General features: G+C 61.7%; 19 protein-coding genes and 1 CRISPR repeat array (1 of these 20 only partly in view). Of the genes, 1 reads left to right on the top strand and 18 read right to left on the bottom strand.

Annotated elements, in window-relative coordinates:
* Positions 1–228: a CRISPR direct-repeat array (repeat unit 25 nt; unit sequence CCATCCCCGCGCGTGCGGGGGAACC); it reaches 346 nt to the left of the window's first position.
* A 64-nt stretch (positions 229–292) separates the two neighbouring features.
* The 10 genes from cas6e to HNS03_RS18775 form a co-directional block, all read right to left on the bottom strand.
* Positions 293–982, bottom strand: a complete 690-nt coding sequence (gene cas6e, locus HNS03_RS18820; RefSeq protein ID WP_367197559.1) for a type I-E CRISPR-associated protein Cas6/Cse3/CasE — start codon at positions 980–982, stop codon at positions 293–295.
* Positions 979–1,788 carry a type I-E CRISPR-associated protein Cas5/CasD gene (gene cas5e / locus HNS03_RS18815; protein ID WP_367197557.1) on the bottom strand — a complete coding sequence of 270 codons (810 nt, stop codon included), beginning with the start codon at positions 1,786–1,788 and terminating at the stop codon, positions 979–981. The genes cas6e and cas5e overlap by 4 nt, the downstream gene beginning before the upstream one ends.
* A 9-nt stretch (positions 1,789–1,797) precedes the next feature.
* Entirely contained in the window at positions 1,798–2,895 is a 1,098-nt protein-coding gene (cas7e, locus tag HNS03_RS18810) for a type I-E CRISPR-associated protein Cas7/Cse4/CasC (RefSeq protein ID WP_367197555.1), read from the bottom strand.
* On the bottom strand, positions 2,892–3,533 hold the full coding sequence (locus HNS03_RS18805; protein ID WP_367197554.1) for a type I-E CRISPR-associated protein Cse2/CasB: 642 nt from the start codon (positions 3,531–3,533) through the stop codon (positions 2,892–2,894). Before HNS03_RS18805 ends, cas7e begins: the two co-directional genes overlap by 4 nt.
* A complete protein-coding gene (gene casA / locus HNS03_RS18800) occupies positions 3,530–5,140 on the bottom strand; it encodes a type I-E CRISPR-associated protein Cse1/CasA (protein WP_367197552.1) in 1,611 nt (536 codons plus the stop codon). Before casA ends, HNS03_RS18805 begins: the two co-directional genes overlap by 4 nt.
* A 269-nt stretch (positions 5,141–5,409) precedes the next feature.
* On the bottom strand, positions 5,410–5,850 hold the full coding sequence (locus tag HNS03_RS18795; protein ID WP_367197550.1) for a hypothetical protein: 441 nt from the start codon (positions 5,848–5,850) through the stop codon (positions 5,410–5,412).
* 44 nt (positions 5,851–5,894) lie between these two features.
* Positions 5,895–6,980, bottom strand: coding sequence for an IS30 family transposase (locus HNS03_RS18790; protein WP_367197549.1), 1,086 nt, complete (start codon positions 6,978–6,980; stop codon positions 5,895–5,897).
* Positions 6,981–7,048: 68 nt separating this feature from the next.
* The gene (locus tag HNS03_RS18785) at positions 7,049–7,546 is read right to left on the bottom strand and encodes a hypothetical protein (protein ID WP_367197547.1); all 498 of its coding nucleotides are present in this window, start codon (positions 7,544–7,546) and stop codon (positions 7,049–7,051) included.
* A gap of 47 nt (positions 7,547–7,593) precedes the next feature.
* On the bottom strand, positions 7,594–8,268 hold the full coding sequence (locus HNS03_RS18780) for an SMC-Scp complex subunit ScpB (RefSeq protein WP_367197546.1): 675 nt from the start codon (positions 8,266–8,268) through the stop codon (positions 7,594–7,596).
* Positions 8,269–8,273: 5 nt separating this feature from the next.
* Complete coding sequence (locus HNS03_RS18775) at positions 8,274–9,209, bottom strand: DUF1403 family protein (protein WP_367197544.1); 936 nt, start codon at positions 9,207–9,209, stop codon at positions 8,274–8,276.
* Positions 9,210–9,476: 267 nt separating this feature from the next.
* Here HNS03_RS18775 and HNS03_RS18770 point away from each other — a divergent pair, with 267 nt between their 5' ends.
* Positions 9,477–10,532 (top strand): tyrosine-type recombinase/integrase, encoded by a 1,056-nt coding sequence (locus HNS03_RS18770; RefSeq protein ID WP_367197604.1) that lies wholly within the window; start codon positions 9,477–9,479, stop codon positions 10,530–10,532.
* Positions 10,533–10,611: 79 nt separating this feature from the next.
* Here the strand turns inward: HNS03_RS18770 and repC are convergent, their stop codons facing one another.
* The 8 genes from repC to HNS03_RS18730 all read right to left on the bottom strand — a co-directional run bounded on the left by repC (position 10,612) and on the right by HNS03_RS18730 (position 21,847).
* Positions 10,612–11,829, bottom strand: coding sequence for a plasmid replication protein RepC (gene repC / locus HNS03_RS18765; protein ID WP_367197543.1), 1,218 nt, complete (start codon positions 11,827–11,829; stop codon positions 10,612–10,614).
* Between the two features lie 204 nt (positions 11,830–12,033).
* Positions 12,034–13,083 (bottom strand): plasmid partitioning protein RepB, encoded by a 1,050-nt coding sequence (gene repB, locus HNS03_RS18760; RefSeq protein WP_367197542.1) that lies wholly within the window; start codon positions 13,081–13,083, stop codon positions 12,034–12,036.
* Between the two features lie 758 nt (positions 13,084–13,841).
* A complete protein-coding gene (repA, locus tag HNS03_RS18755) occupies positions 13,842–15,059 on the bottom strand; it encodes a plasmid partitioning protein RepA (protein WP_367197540.1) in 1,218 nt (405 codons plus the stop codon).
* A 629-nt stretch (positions 15,060–15,688) separates the two neighbouring features.
* Entirely contained in the window at positions 15,689–16,084 is a 396-nt protein-coding gene (locus tag HNS03_RS18750; protein WP_367197538.1) for a DUF2958 domain-containing protein, read from the bottom strand.
* Between the two features lie 634 nt (positions 16,085–16,718).
* Positions 16,719–17,396, bottom strand: a complete 678-nt coding sequence (locus HNS03_RS18745; RefSeq protein ID WP_367197536.1) for a hypothetical protein — start codon at positions 17,394–17,396, stop codon at positions 16,719–16,721.
* 107 nt (positions 17,397–17,503) lie between these two features.
* Entirely contained in the window at positions 17,504–18,148 is a 645-nt protein-coding gene (locus tag HNS03_RS18740) for an outer membrane protein (protein ID WP_367197534.1), read from the bottom strand.
* Positions 18,149–18,284: 136 nt separating this feature from the next.
* Positions 18,285–19,145 carry a hypothetical protein gene (locus HNS03_RS18735; RefSeq protein WP_367197533.1) on the bottom strand — a complete coding sequence of 287 codons (861 nt, stop codon included), beginning with the start codon at positions 19,143–19,145 and terminating at the stop codon, positions 18,285–18,287.
* Positions 19,146–19,303: 158 nt separating this feature from the next.
* Complete coding sequence (locus HNS03_RS18730) at positions 19,304–21,847, bottom strand: DNA topoisomerase (RefSeq protein WP_367197531.1); 2,544 nt, start codon at positions 21,845–21,847, stop codon at positions 19,304–19,306.
* Between the last annotated feature and the right edge of the window lie 281 nt (positions 21,848–22,128).

Raw genomic sequence — 22,128 nt, 5'->3', positions numbered from 1 at the left:
GCTTTCGGTCTTCGGCGGCGCCATCCCCGCGCGTGCGGGGGAACCCAGCCGGCAGCTTCGAACGCGACACTGGGCAGGGGACCATCCCCGCGCGTGCGGGGGAACCAAAAGGTCGATCAACGCGGCGGATATCAACGACGGGCCATCCCCGCGCGTGCGGGGGAACCGTAGAACCCCATGTCGATGATCGCGCTGGTGACGGGCCATCCCCGCGCGTGCGGGGGAACCTCTACCCTCGAAGTCCTTGAGGTCATTCGATTTTCAAAGAACGCAACCAGCCACCGCCGATTGATCAGTCAGCCGACACCGGCCGGCGCACCAAGATCATTCCGAAGCCATAGGCCTTGGCACGTCCGAGGCCGTTCGACAGGAGGGCGCGAAAGGGTTCGGCGTCGCGTACGCGCAGCTGGCCGCGAAAAGAGATGGGATTGAAGGAGAATCCCTTTCCCGTGGAAGTCCTGATCCTGCGGGCCGCCTCGATATCGACCTCAAGCGCGGATGGATCGAGGTCGGCGCCGTTTCGGGCGAGACGTGACCGCTGCCATTCCCGGGCGGCCTGGCACTCAAGGAGGTTCCGCTGGGCGCGATCGAGTCGCGCCCATTCGTGGGAGGATCGTGTGTACTCGACGAGGCCGGTTCGCCGTCCACGGTGTCGGGTTCCTTCCTTGATAGCGACGGTCGCGTCGGCTCGGAGTGCGAAGGCCAGACGGTCACCGTTTCGCAGCTGGGGTTGGAACGGCTTCGTCTCAATGTCCCAGAGACCGACGTCGTCTCGCGGCCGTCGGGCCGAGAGGACCAAATAGCGTCCGGAACCGCCGTCTTCGCGGTAGAGAAAATCCCGGTTGTGATCGCTCTCGGGAAACAGCGTCCAAAGAAGGCTATGACCGCTGTCCTTGTGCGAGGACTCCTTCAGCATCGCGACGATGGCGCCTGCTGCGGTTTCCCCGGAGCGCAAGACAACACGGGACAGATGCTCTTTCATTGGGGCCCCTCCTCTGCTGGCGCGGACAAAATGGATGCACTGTGATCGCGGGTCAGCAGGACCTCGCGCCTGACCGAGAAACGTCGCGGCCGCCGCACATCGCTTGACAGCAGGACGTCACGTCGCTCAGCGGAGCGTTCGAACTTGTTGGCCAGTTCGACGTCGGACCAGATCTCGCCGTCGGAAGTGTCCTCTCTCAGGATGCGGCCGACGCCGCTACTCAGGCTGTCGCCTAGTTGTCCCATCAGCGTCGCGTATCGATCGAAGGCGGACGTGACATCGTCTGCGAACAGACATTCCGGCTTCGGCGGCAGAGCCAGCGGACAGCTCTTGCGGCCGAGATACAGTTGGAATTTGGGACGAACGAGAGCCTCTCGGATCTCCTCAAGAGCCGGCCCTTTGCTCCACGGGCGCCGGCAGATCGCCGCACGGTAGGAAGCGTCGACCCTGTACTCGCGATGCGACGGAAGCGTGTGCGTTTCTGGACACTCCAGTGAAGCGCCGCGTGTGGGCGGCGGCGAGCCGTGTTCCTTCCGGTACTTGCGCAATCCGGGTTCGGTCGGCATCTCGATGATCTGGTAGTCGACGAGGCTCTTTCCCCTTCGCAACGTCTCAACGGCCAGGGAGAGACCGTCGTGAAGACGGCCGAGGCTCTCGTTGTCACCATGCCGGATTCCGAGTGCGGCGGCGATGAGCCCGATCACTGCAGATCGGGAGGGACGGCTCCAGGATGTCCTTTGGCGCCCAGGGGAAATGTCCCCCCACGCCGACATCGGGCCATCCAACGTGAAGACGAGAAACTCCATGGTTGCACCTCAGTCGGCGATCGCAAACGAAATGCAGTCTCCGAGGGATCCGCAATGACCCACTCTCATTGTCGAAGAACTCGCTGAGCAGGCCCCATAAGCGCCGTCGAGTGCATTACGTTCGGCTTCCAGGCGGGTGGCCGCCGCTTCCAGGAGATCTCCGGAAGCCTCCGAAGCGGAGACGGGACGAAGAAACGCATTGGCGAGGGTCCGGGGGGCGACATCACCCTTTTCGACCAGGAGGTACTGGGCTCGAACCCGGGCCGCCGTGTATGCCTGCTTGCCGCCCGGGTTCACGGTGGCGAAGGCCTTCGTCAGCGCGGCGATCCCGACGCGCGCGAGAAGGGCATCCCCGCCAAGGTTCTCGAACAGCAGATCCAGGTTGACGTTGAGATACTGATAGAAAAGACCAGCCCCATACTCGAAGTTGTCGATATAGGCGACCTGGGCTGCCTCAGGAGCGCTCAGGTCGTCGACGGCCGAGAAGAAGTCGTCGTCGATAGATGCGCGGTGGACGGTGAACGGATGAGCGGTCTGAGCCGATGCTTCGACGCCGAATGCCTTGTTGTCTGCGATCATCCGGCCGAAAAGTGCAATGTCGACCGCACCAGGCTGCGAAAGCAAAACAAGCGGTTCTTTTTCATCGAGCGGATCGTCATCCATCAGCCGGTCGGCGAGCAGGTTCAGCCTTTGCACCTCGGCTGCAGAGAGGTGCACGATCTGAGCGGTATTGACCGACGCGGCCGAACTGTTCGTGGTGTCCTCCTCGTCGCCGACTTCTTCGTTTTTCGCAGAAACGGCCCCGAGGCGGTCGTGTCGAATAACGGCGCGAATGCGCTCGCTGGCTGCCGTTTCGTCCAGACCACGATCCAAGAGCTCTTGGAGCAAGGCATGTGCGAACCGCCTGGAGCGAACACCGAGGTTCGCCTCACCAATCTCCGAGCGAAACGTCGGATCGGTGCGCCAGGCACGCTTGATGCACTGGGAGGAAATGCGGATGCGCGTGGACCCACCGAAGTAGGTGGTCTTCGGTCGGCCGACGTCGTCTCGGTTGAGGTTGGCGGTCGGATAAGAGATGAGGCTGTGCAGTTGGAGGAAGTTGCTCACGACGCGTGCTCCTGAGCCGGGTTTGTGTCGATTTCACTCTCGTCCGGCGCGATGGGCCCCGGGAGGTTGTAATAGGCTGAGACCAGGCGCCACCGTTCGCGCTCGTCACCGAACAACAGCAGCCGCGCCAGATCTTTGACAGGCGCAGAGCCTTTCAGCAGGCGGACAATCCGCCGGCCCGCGTTCAGCCGTTCGGCAGGCGTTCTCAACCGCAGCAGATGAGTAAGGCGCCGTTCAGCCAGCAATGGCGATTGTCGGAGGGCGTGCGGGCCGAACGCGGAGCCTCGCCCGAGTGCTCGGCCCAGGCTGCCGCCTGGGTCATCCTTGATGTAGGCAAGGGTGACCGCGACGATGACGAGCCTTTCGTCGAACCATCCCGTAGCGCGAGCAAAGTCTGTCATCCACGATGCCTGATGGTGAGGGGGCGCTTTGGAAATGACCCGAATTGCGCGTGCGCGAAGAGACCTGTAGGAGGACAGTGTAGCGGCATAGCCGCAGTCCGGCAGAAGCCCCGCGTCGGTTTCTGCGAGCGGTAAGCGCCTCAGTCTGGCCAGAGCTCCGCGATCGGCTCGCGAGCCGTATCCCAACTGGAAGCGCCATGACGATATTTCCTCGGCGATTTCCGATCGGTCGGTCACGTTGGTACCTCCTGTTCATCGGTTCGCGTTTTCTCGAACGTTCTGGCGAACCGGCTCTCGTCGCCGAGCTGGTGCTCAAGGAATCGGGCGGCAGCGGCTAGGCGCTGTGGTGAAGCATCCTCAACTCGCGCAATGCCGACGGCCTCTCTGAATTGCCGGCGCACCGCACGGCGGAGGCAGTTGCTGAACGACTGCTGAGCGGAGACCAGGGCTTCTGCGTCTGGTGAAGGCTCAAATGTGGCGAGCTGAGCGAGGTGGCGGGAAAAGTCAGCCTCGGTATCGGTCCAAACCCCGAGGCCGATCTCGCTCAATAAATGCGCTGGCTTGTTTTTCGCAAAGTTGAAACGAGATGGGTCGGAGGGGTCCCGTTGTCCGTATCGGGCCAGCCGGACGGCATTCTGAGCGATCGACGCAGCAGAACCGGCTGCCGAAGCGCGGGAGGTGAAGGCTGTCAAGCGGTCACCCGTCAGCGGGAAGAACGGAATCTGTTGAAAGAGCCAATCGTTGATAGTGGCCTTTTCGCAATCGTAGCCTTGAGCGACAACGATCGCATTGATGTGCAGATCATCTCCGGAGAGCCGTCTGGCTGTATCGAGCCGGCTTGGCGCCGCCCGCAGGGGCAGTGCCCGCAAGTCGCCCTGGCCCGGGGTGCCGATGGTCACGCCGAGCCAGTCACGATACGTCGCCCTGGCGCCGGTGCGGGGATGAACCGGCAACGGCTCGCCTCCCCCGGCTGGGAGATAGTATGGCGACAATGGGTGGCGCCATCCGGCATAGTTCGCACCGTAGGTCACCCTGCGACACGAATGAACCATGCCGTCGGCGCCTTCCATCAAACGGATCCGTCGCGGTGTCGCAAAAAAGGCCATCAGCTGGTGCGCATCGGTCTCGGGCCGTACCTCCTCCCCATCGGTCGAGGTTCTGGTAGGTCCCATCCAGGGGAAAAGACGATCGTCGAGAGTCGGCTCCTCGGCGACGTTCGACACATTCGGCCAAAGCTTGTCCCAGAGGGTGGAGGTGCCGTGAAGTAGTTTCGGCCGATTGATGGGGCATGGGAGCTCGAGGAGCGTAACTAGTGGGCCACCGCCACGAAGAGAAGTTCTATGGCCTTTGCCGGCCGAGGTTGCGAAAGCTTGATGGGCGATCAGGGCGGCAGCAGCATCCGAAGGATCGAGCCCTCCTTCGGCGCGGCGCTGAAAGACCGCGGCGTTGTTCTTCAGAGTTTGATCGCCGGGTGCATCGAAATAGAGCTGGGCGGCCGGCCAGACCCTTCCGTCGTCAAGGGTCTCAAAGTCCTGGTAGCAAGCTGCTCCGGAACCAAACAGATTGAAGGCTGGTGTCAGTCCGCTGAACGCGCGCTGGAGGTCATCGGACGTTGGCGGCAGGAGCCATGTCTCGGCCCAGTCCTCGTCAGAGCGAGGATGCAAAGCGACGGCTAGGATGCCGATGAGCCATTCTGAGACCGCGAGATCCCAGTCAGGTCGACCGAAGCTGAGCCGAACCACAGGATCTTCGTGAAAGTCACTGACAACCTCGTGCGGCGGAATCGTCATCCGCGTTCCGGATCGCCGCTCGATCGGTATCCAGGCGTCGTCGATCAGATTCACACGAAGCTCCCCCGATGCCCATTTATTTCAGTTTTCACAGAGCCCCAAGTCCGGCTTTTGAACGGCCGACGGCAGCGTGGCGCCGAGGGGGGAACCCGACCCTCGGTTGAGTGGTCACGTTAACTACGAGTAGAATACATTTCAATTCGTTTTTTCGCAGAACGCTGGACCCGTTGGTACCGAGTGTGCGTCTCGCGCCCGGCTTCATTTCTGTGCAGGCGCGGCGGTCCATGGCCGGATCCATTCGCCCACCACAGGACACTCTCCCCCTAATCCTTCCCGCCTCCGACTTTAGGTAACGCACGCTTTATCGCATTGAACACAATGCGAAACATCGTCGGATACGTGCAAAGAAGGACGATGAAAGCGACAAGACTTTTCCAAATCGACAAGTGTAGGTTCTCGCTATTGGCTACCATAATAGCCAACACCATCGAGGAACCAGCAAATACGATCACTAATATGGCTTGTGCGGCGTCCGAGGCGAGGACGCGGTCAACTAGCGCAAAGTCGGAGTTTGCCACTCTGATAAGAAAACGGTTCTTATAACCGGGAAAGCGGTACGCAATTATATATACAAAGTTGTATATGATTGAACGTAACGTGTGAGAAAGGGACACGAAGAAAAGAAAAGGAACGACAATAAGTAAAAAAGCAGTGCTCAGCGCGCCAATAATAGACAAAACATCGACCAGGAAGATGTTAGGCATGTTGGCAAATCCCTCGATTTGGAATAGGCGGTTGGGAAAGCGACCTACGGACAACAACTAACCGTTGCACTCTTGAAAGAAATATTACTATTCAGTTTTCTCTTTTCGGGCGGGTATGAAGTTCGCCGGCACCACGGCCGCAAGGTGGATTCACATTTGAAGTGCAACAGGCTTTCGATGAAGACCTCGGCTGGGGTTTTGAAGCCGAGGCATTTTCGGGGTGTATTGTTGAACCGGGCGGCGAGGACCTGCAAGTCGTCGTTTGAGAAGGTGTCCGGGTCGGTTCCCAGCGGAATGTAGCGCCTGAGCCGGCCGTTCATGTTCTCCACGCCGCCCTTCTGCCAGGGGCTGTGCGGGTCGCAGAAGTAGGTCTTCATGCCCAGCGCCTGCAATTGATGGTGCAGGAAGAATTCCGGCCCGTTGTCCTGGGTCAGCGAGCGGCGCAAGGGCTGCGGGATGGACTGGAACCAGGCTTTGAACTGGTCTGCGACGGGCTGGGCCATTCTGCCGGGCTGTTTGGCCAGGAGCGTCAGGCGCGAGGCGCGTTCCTGGGCGACGAGGACGGCGGCGCCGGACTTCCTGGGGTGGAGCAGGTCGGCCTCCCAGTGCCCGACTTGAAGGCGCTTGTCGACACAGGCCGGACGTTCCTTCAGGGACACGCGATCTTTGATGTGGTCCATGGGACGGTGGGGCCTGCGGCGCCGGCCGCGCAGGCTCTTGGCGCGGGGCAGATATTGCCGCCAGGCATAGTCCTTGGTGCGCCGGATCTGGTCGTAGACGAAGCGGTAGATGGTCTCGTGGCTGATGCGCATGCTAGCCTTTTCCAGCGCCAGCCGGCCGGCGATTTGTTCGGGCGACCATCCCATAGCAAGGTGGCTCAGGACGTGACGTTGCAGGTCCGGCTGGCGCGCCAGGCGCGCGCCGTGCCATCTTCGTGCCCAGGCTTGGTCATTGGCATAGGCGGGTTTGTAGCCCTCCCGCAGCGACGCATTGCGGGTCAACTCCCGCGCGATCGTCGATGGCGCGCGATCCAGAGCTGCAGCGATTTGCCGGACCGAGCGCCCTTCGTCGCGCAGACGGGCAAGCGCACAGCGCTCCTCCAAATCCAGATGTCGGTATCGTTTTCCCATAGCGGCAACACCTTAGCAGGGTGTTGCACTTCGTTTGTGAAATCAGGCAATCCTGTCGGTTTGGTAGTTCAGTGGCTGGTTGCTCCATCCGGCACGTGGACTGGTGCGTTCGGCAACCTGGCGCGCAGTCGGGCGACACGATCGAGCGCGGCGTTCTCGCTGTCATCTGCATCCCAGGTGTATCGCCCGCGCGCCGCGCCAAGCTCTGCGGCCGCTTGCGGGGACATTGTGAGGCTCACCAGGGTGATCCACGGCCAGGCTTGCGCCGGCGGCGCGTAAAGGGCGACGAAATCTTCCGCGTGACGGATCGGTTTTCGGATGGCGGCATCCGGGCCGGATGCGAAGTCCAACGCGGGCCCCTTGCGCGGGACGGGTTTCGAGAGAGCGTGCGTCAGTCGCTGCGTCTCCGTGGCGTTGGTGACGATCCACACCTTCCAGGCTTGGCCGTGGGCGCGAGCGATCTCCTGTGGCCATTGGCCGACGCAAAGATCTGGCAGCCCCAACAGGAAGCCTCCGTACCAGACTGTCGGCATCCAGGTCTCCAGCGGGGCGGAAAGATCGATCATTGCGCGTCCTCTGTCATCGAATTTTTCGGCGGCCGCCCAGAACAGCATCACCCGTCGGTCAGTGGGCTTGCATCCTCATCCATGTCTTCGGTGTCCTCGGACATCATGGGAAACTCACCCTGAAGTCCACTTTTCTTGCTCAACAGCCCAGCGTCTTCAAGGGCCTCGATATCCGGAAGGTCCCGTAGACTGTCCATGCTGAAGAAGGACAAGAAGTGCGACGTCGTCACGTATGTGTAAGGCGCTCCCGGCTCGGGGCTCCGCGGACCGGAGGCGATAAGGTCCCTGTTTTTCAGCGTGGCGATGACGTCCCGGCTCACTTCCTTGCCGAAAAACTCGCCCAGTTCTTTCCGCGTGATGGGTTGATAGTAGGCGATGCACGCGAGTGTCAGCATCTCGCTCTGAGTAAGCTCGCGTTCTGATGTTGTGCCTGATGCCGCATGGATGGCGTCCGCGAATTGCTTCCTGGTTCGGTGCTGCCATCCTCCGGCAACGGCGACAAGCTCGTATGGCCTGCCCCGCAGCTCTTCGCGGATATCGCGTATGACGTGATCGATGCTGCAGTCACGACCGACGACTCGAGCGAGGACGTCACGGCCGACGGGTTCGGGAGATGCAAAGATCACCGCCTCAACTCGGCCCATCCATTCGCGCCAGCGGAGTTCGGCCGGCAGGTCCTCGAGCTCGAGATCAATCGCTGTGTGATGCTTCTTTCGCGGCATGACAATCAGAGCCCGTAGAGGCGGAAGGTTGGACGTCCCGTGAGCTCTCGGATCGCCCCTAGGTCTGAAAGCCGTTCAAACAGGCGGCGGGCGGATCGTTCGTTCAAAGGGGCAGTGGATCGAGCCGACAACGCGTCCTCGGAAAGCAGCCGGCGGACGACGCGATCGGCGCCCTTGCTCCGAAGGTTGGGAGATATCTCGATCAGGCTCCGCGCCTTACGGCAGAGCTCGCCGTTGAGGTCGACTGCCCGGACTGCGGCTTCTCGGTAGGCGTCGTTCGCCAGCAAGCGAACTGATTCCGGGCTGCCGGCCGACATCTCCTTCACCATCCGTCGGGTCATTCGGCTCGCGAGGAGCGGGATCGGGGCCTTCCAGCGGAGTTCTTCCGCAAGGACGAGGTCTGCCAGCCAGGCCGCTGGCAGTAGCCCGAGCGGGAACCGCTGCAAGGTTCGGACCGCAACTTCTGTTGCTGCCGCCACAGGACTTGCGTTCTGATCGGGACGCTTCATCGCTAGGTCGATCATTTCCTGGAGCTCTCTCCTCGACAGCCCGGTTTCCAGCTCCGCGAGCTCCTCAACGCAGGTGAAGGGCGCCGATAGCTTGGCTTGGCCAAGACCGCGCCATACGCCGAACACCCGGCCCGCCGGCCCCGGATCCGCTCCCGGTGACCGCAAAAGCCAGGCGTCCCTCAGATCGGCGACGGTTTCACGTCGACCGATGAGCCCGACGACGTTGGCGGCACATTCAATCGCGAGACGTTCTCGCCAGAGTTCCCCAATCGGGTGAACATCCCTTGCAGGCGAAGCGAGAACAGCGAGGCTCGCCCCTGCATAGAAAGCCGCTTCCTCGGCTGATCTCGAGGGTCCTGCGCGACGTATCCAGTCCGGTGCGGCTGGGTGTCGATCGGGTTGGTCAGGTGGATCGAATTTAGCTCTGGCCATAGGAGATCATAACCTAAGGCGGCGCTTATGGCCATCATATCCGTGTAAAACCGCCGTGGGTGTCGTCGAATACTTCTGTCCGATAATCTTGCATTATCGGACATATGGAATACGCTGCCCAAAATGGCCTCTCAGAGCCCGTTTCTGAACGTTTGCGGGTCATTTCCCGGAAGAACCGCGCCTCAGACGTCGTTCTGAAAACGCCGGTGCCACCGGCGTAGTGTAGAGGGGACCAGGATGAAGGATCAGGAGCGGCCGCCGCGGCCGATGCCAGAACAGCTGCCGGCCGGCAATGAGGTGGGATTGACGCAGCTGCAGCCGTCGTCAAAGGGCCCTCCGCGGCGGCTGGAGGAACTCTCGGATCGAGCCCGTGAATATGTCGAGGCGGCGAGCTCTGCGAACACCAGGCGCGCCTATGCGTCTGACTGGGCCGTCTTCGTCGCATGGTGCGAACGCGAAGGGTTGTCTCCCCTCCCCCCGGATCCGCAGGTTGTCGGGTTGTTTATCACGGCCTGCGCCTCTGGCAGCGCAGACCCAAGCAAGCGGAGGCACGCAGTGTCCACGATCGAACGGCGGCTTTCGGCGCTGGTTTGGCATTATCGTCAGCGCGGGATGCTCCTCGACCGAAAAGACCGGCACATTGCGACCGTTCTGGCGGGTATCAGGAACACGCACGGGCGTCCGCCGGCTCAAAAGGAGCCAGTAAGGGCGTCAGACCTGCTTGCCATGGTGGCTACGTTGGATCTCGGCAAGCTGAGGGGCCTGCGGGATCGGGCAATCTTGCTGTTGGGCTATGCCGGCGGCTTTCGCCGTTCAGAAATTGTTGGTCTCGACGCGGGTCCAGATCAGACGGAAGATGGAACCGGATGGATCGAGATATTCGAGCAGGGGCTCATTGTCGTCGTACGAACCAAGACCGGATGGCATGAGGTCGAAGTTGGTCGGGGGTCGTCAGATCGTTCGTGCCCCGTTGCAGCCATCGAGGAATGGCTCAGGTTTGCCAGGATCGAGCATGGTCCACTCTTCCGCCAGGTCACCGCAGCTGGAACGAAGGTCACGTCAGATCGAATGCACGATCGTCACGTTGCGCGCTTGGTGAAGCGGTTGGTTATCCGCGCGGGTATCCGGGGCGATCTTCCAGAGGACGAGAGAATTGCTCTTTTTTCCGGGCATTCCCTCCGTTCTGGCCTGGCTTCATACGCCGAAGTTGATGAGCGCTACGTTCAGAAGCAGTTGGGTCACACGAGCCCAGGTATGACCCGGCGATATCAGAGGCGCCGAGATCGATTCCGCGTCAACCTGACGAAAGCCGCCGGGCTATAGTGGGGCGTCGACATACTCCACTCCGCCATGTTGGGAGCTCCCAACAGACAAATGGCGCCCCGCGAACTGCCGGCGGCGGTCAGACCGCTGTCGGATGCTCTGTCAAACGCGATCTCAGCAGTGCCATCACCATCGGTGTTGCGCTGAAGCACCCTGCCCTCGCGCGGTCCGTCAGCGCGCGCAGGTAACCGCCCGCGTTTCCGATGCTCTCGCCCTTTTGCAGGATTGCCGCAAGTGTCACCGCAGATTGGCGGTGGCCGAGGACATCTCTCGCTTCGTGCCAGGCACTGGGACTGATCCCTAGCATTGGACGGGCGAGCTCCGCGGCGTCGAACAGATCCTTCCACTCTCGGATTCTGCCCTCTTTCGTCATGTGGCCGATGTCAGGACAGGCTTCCAGCACGATTCCAAGAGGCAGATAGCGGCCATCCAATTGCTCAGGCACTCGTGGAGGTGACGCTGCGCCAGCTTCATCGTTCTTCTCATTGCTGTTTTCAGATTCATGTAGAAGGTCTGGATTTGAATTCTGTATGTGCCGCTCACTATGGCTGGCATTGCCGCTCATTTCGTTGGATTCCGTAAGGGATTCCAACACATCAAGGATCTGTTGTTTCAGATCGTCGAGCTCATTGCCGATCGCTATTAGGTCTTCCATCGTGGCCCGACGGGGCACATCGCCAACGATCGCGATGTACGCATCTCTGACGCGCGCCCAATCACCAGGAGCGCCTTCTTCTACAGCGCTCTCGATGAGCGTTCCAACGTCGCGACGGAGGATCGAAACGCGCTCTCGGGCCGCCTTATGGGCTCGCCGATCGGCACGGATGGCCTCGGCCATATCGCGGAATTCGTCGACCCGGGCGAGGACCGGTGTGATGTCGAACCCAAATGCCTGCTCGACGCGGCCCTGCCCGTCTCGCCGGGCATATCGCTTGCCGTTTGGGCTGTCTCGCCGGATCACCAATCCAGCGCCAACGAGAGCCGCGAGGTGCCGGCGGAGCGTGCTGGCCGGCATTCCGTTCGCTCGTGCCGCCAGCTGCTCGTTGGACGGCCACACGATGAGGTCGGCATCGGACGTCAGGTCTGTGCCAGGATAGAATGTGAGCAGAGCACCAAGGACAGCGAGTGAGCGGTCTGAGAGGCCGAGGCGCTGCCGGGCCTCTTTTATCTCCTGAAAGATGCTCCATTTCGAAATCGAGCTGTCCGAGGACAGGTCTTCGCCGAACGAAAGGGCAGCGAGGTGGGCGAGCGGCATTGTCCGCCGCCCAAAGGGCGTCGTCGCGTAGTGAGGTGTCATCCTCTTCACCTTGATTCAGGCAAAAGAAGCCGGCTGCCGGAACGACGACGTTCCTGCACACAACGCTTGACTGCGATTCGCGGAAGTGTGATGATTCTCAGAGTTGCCAGACTGCTGAGAAGGGCTTCCGGACGTCGTTCGGGGGCCTTTTTCTTTTGCTAACCCACATGAGGCGCTGTTGGGAGTTCCCAACCAGCGCTGTGTTTAGCCGTCTGTCGTCTCGTCTCCTCCTTCCGTCTCGCGAAGAAATTCGCTGTAGAGCTCGTCCAGCCGATCGGCGACATACTCGCCGAATTCCGGGACGGCCTTTTCATCGAACTGGACGATTAGGCGGTTCGAGGCCTTCTTGATCTGGGCCCCGGCCATTCCTTCCGGCGTTTTCCAGTTCCGATGGCGATTGGCGTCGGGCGCGGCCGGCTGCTGAGCAGCGGCGGCAGCAATCTCGGCAAAACGAAGATCACTGTCGAGTGCGTCTAAGTCACCGCTCGCGGCACGCGCCTGAGCTCGAGATAAGGCGCCCTGCCCCTTGAGTTCCTCAGCGAGCGCAGCCCACCGCGGGCGGCCGACTTTCCGGGCTGGGCCGATGCGAAGGATAAGCTCACCCGGGATGGTCTTGGCGATCGAGAGATACCGGCTCAGGTCGCCTTTGTCCGTGGAGAGCGCCGCTCCAATCGTATGCCGGTCAAAGCCGGCCTCTTCGAGCCGGAGAGCAAAAAGCGCCCGTTCGATAAAAGTGAGGTCTGACCGGTCGGAGTTCTCCCGGCCCTGGGCGATCACCAACTCCTCGTCCGACATATGTCGGATGATTGCCAAGACGTGCCGATCCAGGCGTTCTGCCGCCCGGAGACGACGGCGGCCATACACCACCTGGAATCGGTCTTCGCTTTCCGGGTGAGGCCGGACCAGGATCGGGACCTGCTGTCCCTGATCCCGAATGCTCTCAACGAGCTGCTCGAAATCGGGATCGTGATCGACATGCAATCGGTCAGCTACGGATGACTGATCAATCCGACCAGGATCCAGCTCGATCACTTTGTCGCCGGCTGACAACTGCGCGCGCAGCTCGTCCGCTTCCTGGCGCCAATTTGCCATCTCGTTGAGCGACGTCTGCATTTCACGCAAGGCTCCGGAGCGCGGCCTAGGGGACGTCGTTGCGGGTGCCGGCGAGCGGGCAGTGGGTGCGCCGGAGCTGGGCGCGCGCTCATGCTGTCCGGAAAATAGCGAATTGAGCAGATCTTTGCGCTTGTTGGTCACTTGATCATCCTCGCGCGTAAACGCCGATCCCGCTGTTGGGAACTCCCAACTGACGATTGCGTCGGAGCATTCAACCAGGGGGAGGGGACCCCGATCCGTGCCGCGGACACTGGCCGATCCACCTCGCTCGAGCCTTCGGCCGTGTTGGGAGATCCCAACAAACGCCCGCGTTGGGATCTCCCAACTGAGATCCCCCTCGCCCGGTCGGAGATCAGCGCGCCCGACGCGCAAGTTGGGAGCTTCCAACTGCGCCTCGACATCGGGCGGGCGGAGATATCCGAGTTATGAAACGCCGCGCGTTCAGCCGGCGCTAGATCTGGCGTCCGGATCCGATCCCACTGTTGGGAGCTCCCAACTGACGATTGCGTCGGAGCATTCGGCCAGGAGGAGGGGACCCCGATCCGCGCCGCGGATACCAGTCGATCCACCTCGCTCGAGCCTTCGGCCGTGTTGGGAGCTCCCAACAAACGCCCGCGTTGGGAGCTCCCAACCGAGATCCCTCTCGTCCGGTCGGAGATCGGCGTGCCCGACGCGCAAGTTGGGACCTCCCAACTGAGCTGTACCATCAAACGGAAGGGCACATCCGCGACCTCAGCGGCCCGGGAGCCGACCGACGTCGCACGAAGCATCTGCCGCCGATCCAGCTGTTGGGAGCTCCCAACAGCACCCGGACGGCCGAGGCTAATCGGCCCCACCCTGATCCGGTCCACTTGGTTTGATCGGTCAAACATTCCTGCTTCCCGAACGCCTTTCAACCGCTAGGGGCGGCCCCACGCCTTCCGCACGAGGCCCTCGATTTCGCCATTGACAGAATCCAGCGAGTCGAGCGCCCGGTCGTACGTCGATCGAGTGAAATTCTCGCGCCCCACTTCGTAAAGGGTCTGCTTCGTCAAGCCGGCGTCAGAGACGGCAGCGGACTTGAGCATCGGATTGATGAGGACATGGTCTCCGAGCAATCCACGCAGGAGCGACACGACCTTTGTCTGGGGTCCGTCTTGGGGCTCGTAGCGCGTCACCAAATATCGAATGAAATCGTATTGGAGACTGCCCCCAGCTTCCCGGACAACCCCCAGCAGGTCCCGAGCCATTTGGAGGAATTGGGACATCGACGCGACGTCCAGCATCTGCGGGTGCACTGTAATGACGACCGAGGTAGCCGCGCACAGCCCCCCCAGCGTGAGGTAGCCGAGCTGCGGCGGGCAGTCGATCACGACCACGTCGTACTGGTCTGCAACTTCGTTGAGCGCATGAGCAACCCGGGCGAAGAACAATGTGTCCCGATCGCGACCACCCCTCAGGGCCGTCGGCGTGGTGTGCTCGAACTCCATCAATTCCAGATCGGCCGGCACGAGATGGAGACCGTCGAAGTAGGTCTCCCTGACGATCGAAGCGAGCGAGACGCGCTGCTCGTCGTATCGGATCGCTCCATAGAGCGTCTCATTGGGGCCGACATTCACCTCAGGGACGACCCCGAGGAGCGCTGACAGGCTGGCCTGCGGATCCAAATCGATTGCCAGAACACGGTAACCGTGGAGAGCAAAATACTGGGCCAGATGGACCGAGGTCGTGGTCTTGCCGGACCCACCCTTGAAGTTCGTGGTGGCGATCACCTGCAGGTGTTCGCCTTCGCGGCGATGCGGGACATAGGTCGTCGTGTCGCGTCCTCGCGCATTTGAGGCGAGGAGGTGCCGTATCTCATTGATCTGAGCGAGGCTGTAAAAGCGTCGACCATTCGCCTTGATCTCGATCTCTGGCCCTTCGCCGGCGATCGTCATCTTACGCAGGGTGGAATCGGACACGCCGATCAACCGCGCGGCCTCGCCGGAGGTGAACTTGCGGAGCGTCTTCTCCGACGAAGGTGGGAAATAGAGCTCGGCCAACTCCTGGAGTTGGGAGGAAAGGAGCTCGGCATGCTCACCGATGGTCACGTCCGGCGGCGCGAGGTCCTCGTCCAAGATCGTGTCTGCTGTGCTCACGGTTCGTAACCTCGGTCACGGTAAAAACGATAAAAACGGGCAATGAGCGTGACGATAGCTAATGTGCGTGCCTGCGCAAGAAGTTTTGCGTTAACGAAGTCTGAACACCGACCGCGGGGAGAGCAAGAACAAGAGCGCGGAGAGCCCGAAAACGGCGCTGTAATCAATGGGTTACGGTCCACGCGCTTGACGCTATCGCTGTTCCATCGAAGGTAGAGTTGTTCAGAATGATGCTGCTCCGCCCCTAAGTGAGTCGGCCGGAACGGACGATATCGGAGGCCGAACAGGCGAATCGCGGGGGCTGGGATTCGCGCAAAGCTGCAATGCTTGGAGCTCCGCCGACAGCGACAGCAGATCAACGTCGTAGCGCGGTCCGATCGGTCCAGCCGGAGAGAGGACCAGTGTGCCTCCCTGAAGCGCCCTGGCGGCCCAAAGCAGTGACTGCAGGTGATCGTCGAGGGCGTGTTCGAACAGTAGCTGGCGCCGATAGGAGAGACAGACCACGGGGGCGTTCGCAAGCGTGGCGCGGATCTCGAGGGAAAAGCGCACCCACGCAGTCCGAGGCCGCCGGCCGATCTCTCGGGCGGGATGATACTGTCCCGCCACGGAGGCAGGGCTAAGGGGCGCGGTCATGGCGACGGATCGGGCGAGCAATCGCCGGTCGTGAGAGAAGAGTCTGGGATTTGACGTAGTTCACGCGCCCGACCGGCGTAGGCGGAAAGCGGGCCGTCGGCCTCCCAGTAGCGATCGCGTTCCACGAAGGTTTGCGAACTTTCGGACCCCTCGGCCAGCTCTGTCAGGGAGACATAACCCAGCTCCGGTTCGCCCAGCCCCAGATCGCAAAGCCCAAAGGCCACATTTTCTTCGGGGTCAAACTCGGTCAGGAGCCAGGTGGCAGACGCGTAAGGGGTGAAGAGCTTAACGACGGGCCAGTGGTCGATCGCGCTGTCCTTGGCGAGGGCCTCGCCGCTCGCTACGTAGTTCGCAATGAGGCGATCGCGCTCCGTGGCGGTGAAAAATCTCATGTCGGCACTCCCATTCGTTTCGGGAACCATATTTTGTTTTTCGCATACCCAAAGGGCAAGAGGCTTGGCGGCCGCGGGACAGGAGCACCAGGCGATCGCCCAATCCACGGTGAATTGGTGCGGATGCGACTTTCTCAATAGTGACTGATTTCCGCTTCGCTGTAGAATAGCCGGGAGCTGCGGTTCATCGTGGGCCGGTGTTTGGCGAAAGTCGCCGTCGAGGTGGGAGTAGCAGCGTGTCAGTGGTCGCGACCAGGTCGATCGTGGCGCAGGCTGCCTCAGAGCGGCCTAAGCGGCCCGTGGATCTGCCTTCGTCCGAAGACCTCAAGTACATAACCCCGGATATGGTCCGGGATGTGGGGCTTTTTTTCTTCGGATCACGGTGGAAGACGGACATGGCCGAGGTCATGCGGGTCGACGCCTCAACGCTTTGGAGGTGGCTGAACACCCACGGTGTGCCTGGCCCGGCTCAAACCTGCATTCTGTCCTGGTGCGACGAGTGGAGGCAGACTGGTAGACCGCCGGCGATAATTGAGGCCCAAAGAGCGAAAAGCCGGCGGCCAAAATGACAAAGCCCCGGGAGAGTGTCCCGGGGCTTCGGTAGTGTCGCCGGATATGGCGCGAGCCGAAATCGTCAATGCGGCTCGATATCTTCGTAGTCGCCGGCGGGTTCCCGCGGGGACGGATCCGACTCCCGGTCCGCGCGGGTGGTCTCGGCCGCCTGCGCGGGCCGGACAGCCCGAGCCTTGATGGTGTCCTCGAAGAGGTGGAATCCGGCCCGATAGGTGTCGTCCTTGTCCTTGACGCGCGTCTGGTGGCCCTGCGCCTCGATGTGCACGTCGCGCCCCTTGTTGATCACGTCCAGGATCTTCGTCGCGCGATCGCCAAAGATCGAGATCCCCACGCCGGGCTTCCCCTCGCGCGGCACGAACGCATTCAGCCACGGGACGTCACCGTCCGAGACGCCGTTGCGCACGTTCGTCAGGATCCCGGCGATCGTCTCCGGGCCGGTCGTGACGACGCTGAGGCCGCTCTTCGCGGCGAGGGTGCCGGTCACGACCGGACGCTCCTTCGCGGACTCGGCGACGAGGGCGTCGATGCGATCCTGGCCAAACGCGATCAGCGACCGCTTGACGTTGTTGTCGAGCTCGATGGTGGCCATCGCATAGGGCTTGCCGTTGCTGGTGACCAGCGGCGAGCCCGCTTCGTCCTGCGTACGGATGTTGGTGATCGGGCCGCTGTAGCCGGTCCAGATGTCCTTTTTCTCGGAAGCCCGCTGGCGGTCATCCTTGGCGGCGGTGGTATTGGTCATGTCTGTACTCCTCGATCGTTTCGGCGGTGAAACAAAAGCAGTCTACGGACAGGGTGTGAAAACCCCAAATCGTATTGGTTTCGCGCGCCGCCGTGGTAGAGGCGAGGTTAGAAGTGCACGCCGAACCGCGCTTTCAGGGTGTTGGTGCTGTTGTCGACGCCAGAACCGCCGGCGTCGAAACTGAAGCTGGTGTAGCGGTACTCGACGCCGGCGGTGAACCGCTCGGTGATGAAGGCTTCCGCCCCAACGCCGGCCGCCCAGCCCACTTGGACGTCGCCGATCGACACTGTGTCGATGACAGCCCCGGTCGGGTCGTAGTTCGTGTAGGTGTCGTCGAAGCCGCTGAAGGCGACGCCGGCGGTGCCGTAGGCGAGGAAGCGGTCGATCGTGAAACCGACGCGCCCACGCATCGTCGTCGTCCAACGGCCGGCGGTGTCGAGGGTGGTGCTGCCGAAAGGCATCGCCGACGTCTTGGTGTCCTCGCCGAACTGGTAGTCGAAGTCGGTCTCGACGCCGTAGACGAACCGATCCTCCTGCCAGTTGAAACCGACATATGGGCCGAGAACGATCCCATTGTAGTCGTGAGAGAGCTTGGCGCCAGGAGCGACATCGAGATCATAGGAATTGAAGCTGTAGCCGAGGCCGCCGCCCGCATAGACGCCCGCCCATTCATCGAAGGCGCGGGCGGAAGGCGCTGCAGATAGTCCAGCGACGGCAAGCGCAGTGATTGCAATGACCGAAGTGCGGGTCATGTCGTATTCCCTTTTTCGCAGAGCTAAACGCGACACGGTAGACGCGCGCCGGGCATAATGCATGGCTGTGCGTCGAGAGAATAGAACTTCTCTTCTGTTTTTCGCATTTCCGACGTGATTGCAGTGGAGTGAGGCTCTACGGAGACGGCGTGTCGTCGGAGCGATCGAAGCCGAGAGCTCGGCGGCACTGGTCAACAAGATCATGTAGTTCGGGAGTGGCTCGATCCGGGCCCGCAGACGGCTCCCGACGCACCGCCTCTATCGAGACCCAGGACAGTCGGTCAATCGCTCTTGGGAGGATACAGACGATGCCGCCATCGTTGCCGTTGCGGAGCAGCACCAGATCGACGGCGTTTTCCTCAAGGCGCTCGAAATTGAGTGATCTGGGTCGCACGAAGGGAGTCGAGTGGGCGATACGTGGCGCGTCTCTGAGGTCGGCCACTTTGGCACCTGGTAGAGCGGCAACCGTCAGATACCCGGTAACGACGTGATCTGCAGGCAGAAAAAAACCTGGATCGGCGGTGCCTTCAAGGCGACAGGTCGCCATGAGGTGGAGCGTGGAGCCAGGCACTGCGGGATAGCCGAGTTGATTCAGATAGCCAAGGAGCTGGCGATAGGTGGGTGTGTTCCCCGTTCGCTGTCGACGCTGGAGCAGTGGATGCCCTTCGAGTCCCGGCGGGGGCGGGATTTCGCCGGCAAACTGTTGGCTCAGCCGCTCGAGAGAAGGGCTGGCGCGTTCGATCGGCCGGTCGAGGTCGAATTGATCCTCAAGGGTCAGTGTGACGGTTACCGCAGCTTGTGGAAGATTGGCTTGTGCGAGGCGTGCCGAGCCGTAGGCCCAGATTTTTCCTCCCGGACGATGCATGTGGATGGGGTCGGCCGACGAGGCGCTTGATAAAAAAATGACCTCGGGAGGCCCTAGTTCGGTCGAAGATGACTCACCGATCCGGCTGATGACGTAGCGAGGATCAGGGCCACCGGAGCGAAGTCCGCCCAAAGCGCCTCCCAGAGGTTCTGTTGGTGTCTGTGGGAAGCGGTTTGCCTACCCGTCTGGCACATCATGCCGACGATCGTCGCCACTAACAACCTGGGCGAGCGAAACAAAAGGGCTGCTCATCGAAATCCGGGGGGCGGCCGAAAGCGCGCGCAGAGGTTCTACTTTCGCCCGCTCGGTCGGCGTGTCTTCTTCCTGGAGGACGGCCCTTGCATGTTGCTGTCGATGAAGGAGGAACATTCCTTCCTAGACTGGCGAACGATGTCGGGAAGGTCGATGCCGCGGTCGCCGGCAATCTGGATCGCCAAGGCGAGCTGTTTTTCCGTCGGTGGAAGTGCAGGGGCAGCGGATTTGACCGCGTCGATCCACTTGGAAAGGCCCTGGCGGTTGTTTCGAGCGCTGTCAGGCAATGGCTTTCCGGTCTGTTCGGAAAGCTGTTCGGCGTATTCGAGTTGTTTCGGGGAAGGAGGAGCCTGTGTTCGGTGTTGTTCGATCCAGCTCGAGAGTTTTTTCGAGTCGGTTCGGGCGTCCTCCGGAATTGGCATGTTGAGCGCCGCGGAAAGCTGCTCGGCGTAGGCGGACAACTTCTGGGATGGAGGGAGAGGCGGGCGGTTGCCGTCTGCGTCGGCCGCTGGCGCGTGCTTTGTGATCCAATCGTTCAAGACGGCAGCGTTGCGGCGGGCGGCAGCAGGAAGCTCAATGCCGTAGCGCTCAGAGAGCATCTTGGCGAAGTTGAGCTGTTTCTCGGAGGGCTTACGCGTGGAGCCTCCGGCGGAAATCTGCAGGTTGTTGGCTTTTGCGGTCTCGACCAAACGGGCAATTGCACGGGCCGCCTCGTCGGAAAGTTTCCGAACGGCGTCCTGCGCTTCCAGTTGGCCCTTCTCGACGCCGGCGAAGAGGGTTTCCCACAAGGCGGTCCGTCCGGGATCGGCGATCGCCGGGATGCTCTGATCGATCAGCTTGAAGAGTTGGAGGCCGGCGTCTGTGGGATGAATCTGTTTGGCCTTCTTCTCGAGTTGGCCCTGTTTGAACAGACCGGCGATGATGCTGTCCCGGGTCGCAGGCGTGCCGATGCCGCGCGCGTCCTTGAGAACGGCGCGCTGCTTCGGGTCCGTGACGAACCGCCAGGCCTGCTCCATGGCGATGATGAGACTGCCTTCCGTGTAGCGGGCCGGGGGCTTCGTCTTCTTTCCGTCGACAGCCGTATCCGTGACGCGGACGATTTCCTCGTGCTTGGCATGAGGGAGTTCGGCTGTGTCGTCTTCGGTGCGCCCGAGGATCGCGCGCCATCCGAGGTCCTGCGGTACGGAGCCGGTAACGGCAAATTCCCATGCGTGGTTCGAAAATGACACGGCGATCGATAATCGCGTCTGCCGATAGCGGTAGTCGGGTGCGAGAGCAGCGAGGTAGGAGCGGGCGACCAAATCGAACAACTTCATCTCGTCAGCGTCGAGCCGGCCGACAGCTTGGGCGAGGCGATCCGCGATGTTCACGTTGGGGACAATCGCATGGTGGGAAAGGCCCGCCAGCGCTTTATCGGAAAAGTGGCCGGACTTACCCTTCCGCACTTGCGGCGGCGCCACGAGAGCGGCGTGTGCGGCGTACTGCGGGAGCGAGCCGAGAGCGGTTGCAAGTGGTCCGGTGTCGGCTATCGCGTTCTCGGGCAGATACCGAGCCTCGGCGCGGGGATAGGTGAGAACCTGGTGCTGCTCGTAGAGGCTCTGGGCCACCGCGAGGGTATGACTGGCGCTCCAGCCGAAGCGGGCGGAGGTGGCAGCCTGGAGAGCGGGAAGATGGTACAGTTTTGGAGGGGACTGGCGCTTGTCCGACTGGACCACGGACAGGGGACCCCGGTGGCTGGCGGCAGCGGCCGAGAGTCGATCGGCAACGGATTTGTCGGTGATCCGCCCGGACAGGGGATCGGCGAGGGCATCTGGCAGGGCCTCCTGATCCGCTTCGTCCTGGCCTTGGTCGGACTGATCGATTCCGTCCTTGCTCTGTTCTCCTCGCAACGCCTGCGGGAGATGGGTGCAGGTGAGAACGGCCGGCCCGCCGGAGGTGGCGACGGTCGCTCGAACCTCAAAATAGTCGCGGGGAACGAAGGAGCGAATTTCGATCTCCCGACGGCATACGATGGCAAGCGTGGGCGTCTTCACGCGCCCGATGCCGATCGCGCCTTTCGCGCCGGGTGGTCTGAGGGTCACCGTAGCGGCTCGGGTGAGGCTTAGGTTCGTGATCTGGTCGGCCTGTTCCCGCGCGACGCCCGACGCATACATGCCGGCAAAATCGGAATTGGGGCGCAGGCTGGAGAAGGCCGCCTGGAGCGTTTTCGGATCTTCGGCGGTGAACATGGCGCGTTGGACGTGACCACGAAAGCCGAGAAACTCGAGGATTTCCTGGCCGATCACCTGACCTTCCCGATCGCAGTCGGTGGCAATGATCACCTGATCGGCGCGGCCGAGAGCTGCCCGAATGCGGTCCAGGGCTGCGCGTGCGTGCGCTTCTTTCACCGGCACCTTGCCGTAGAAGCGGCCTGGGTGAAGCAGGTCGATGGTCCAACGGCCCCAGTCGGGGTTTTCTTCCTCGGGCAACTTGAGACGGACGATGTGCCCCGCAGCTGGGAGCACAGGACCGTACCGGTCTCCGATAGCGGCTTTGATGTTGCGCGCCTGGCTTGGTTTTTCGCAAATCACGACTGATGGCATGGGTTGACCTAAACGCGGAATTCACCACGGGTTCGCGGTGGAGTTGATTTCGCTATCGATTTTTTCAGAACCGTGTTGCAGAGTAAAGAAGTCCTAGAACGGAGGCGGCTTGGGGCTCGAAGGAAAGTCGGCTCGGTACGGGAGACTTGGTAATACCCAAGATTTCGGGGGTAAGAACATGTACAGTGCGAGTGCTGGAATTGACAACGATCAAGAGATCCTGCGGGGCCCGGGTCTCAACCGAATTTCATCGTCTCCGCTCATCCTAAAAGATCCGCAGT

The organism is Amorphus sp. 3PC139-8 (assembly GCF_040750475.1).
Classification (GTDB): Bacteria; Pseudomonadota; Alphaproteobacteria; order Rhizobiales; family Amorphaceae; genus Amorphus.
The sequence above is the reverse complement of the archived record's forward strand: the minus strand, read 5'-3'. Positions and strand labels throughout refer to the sequence as shown.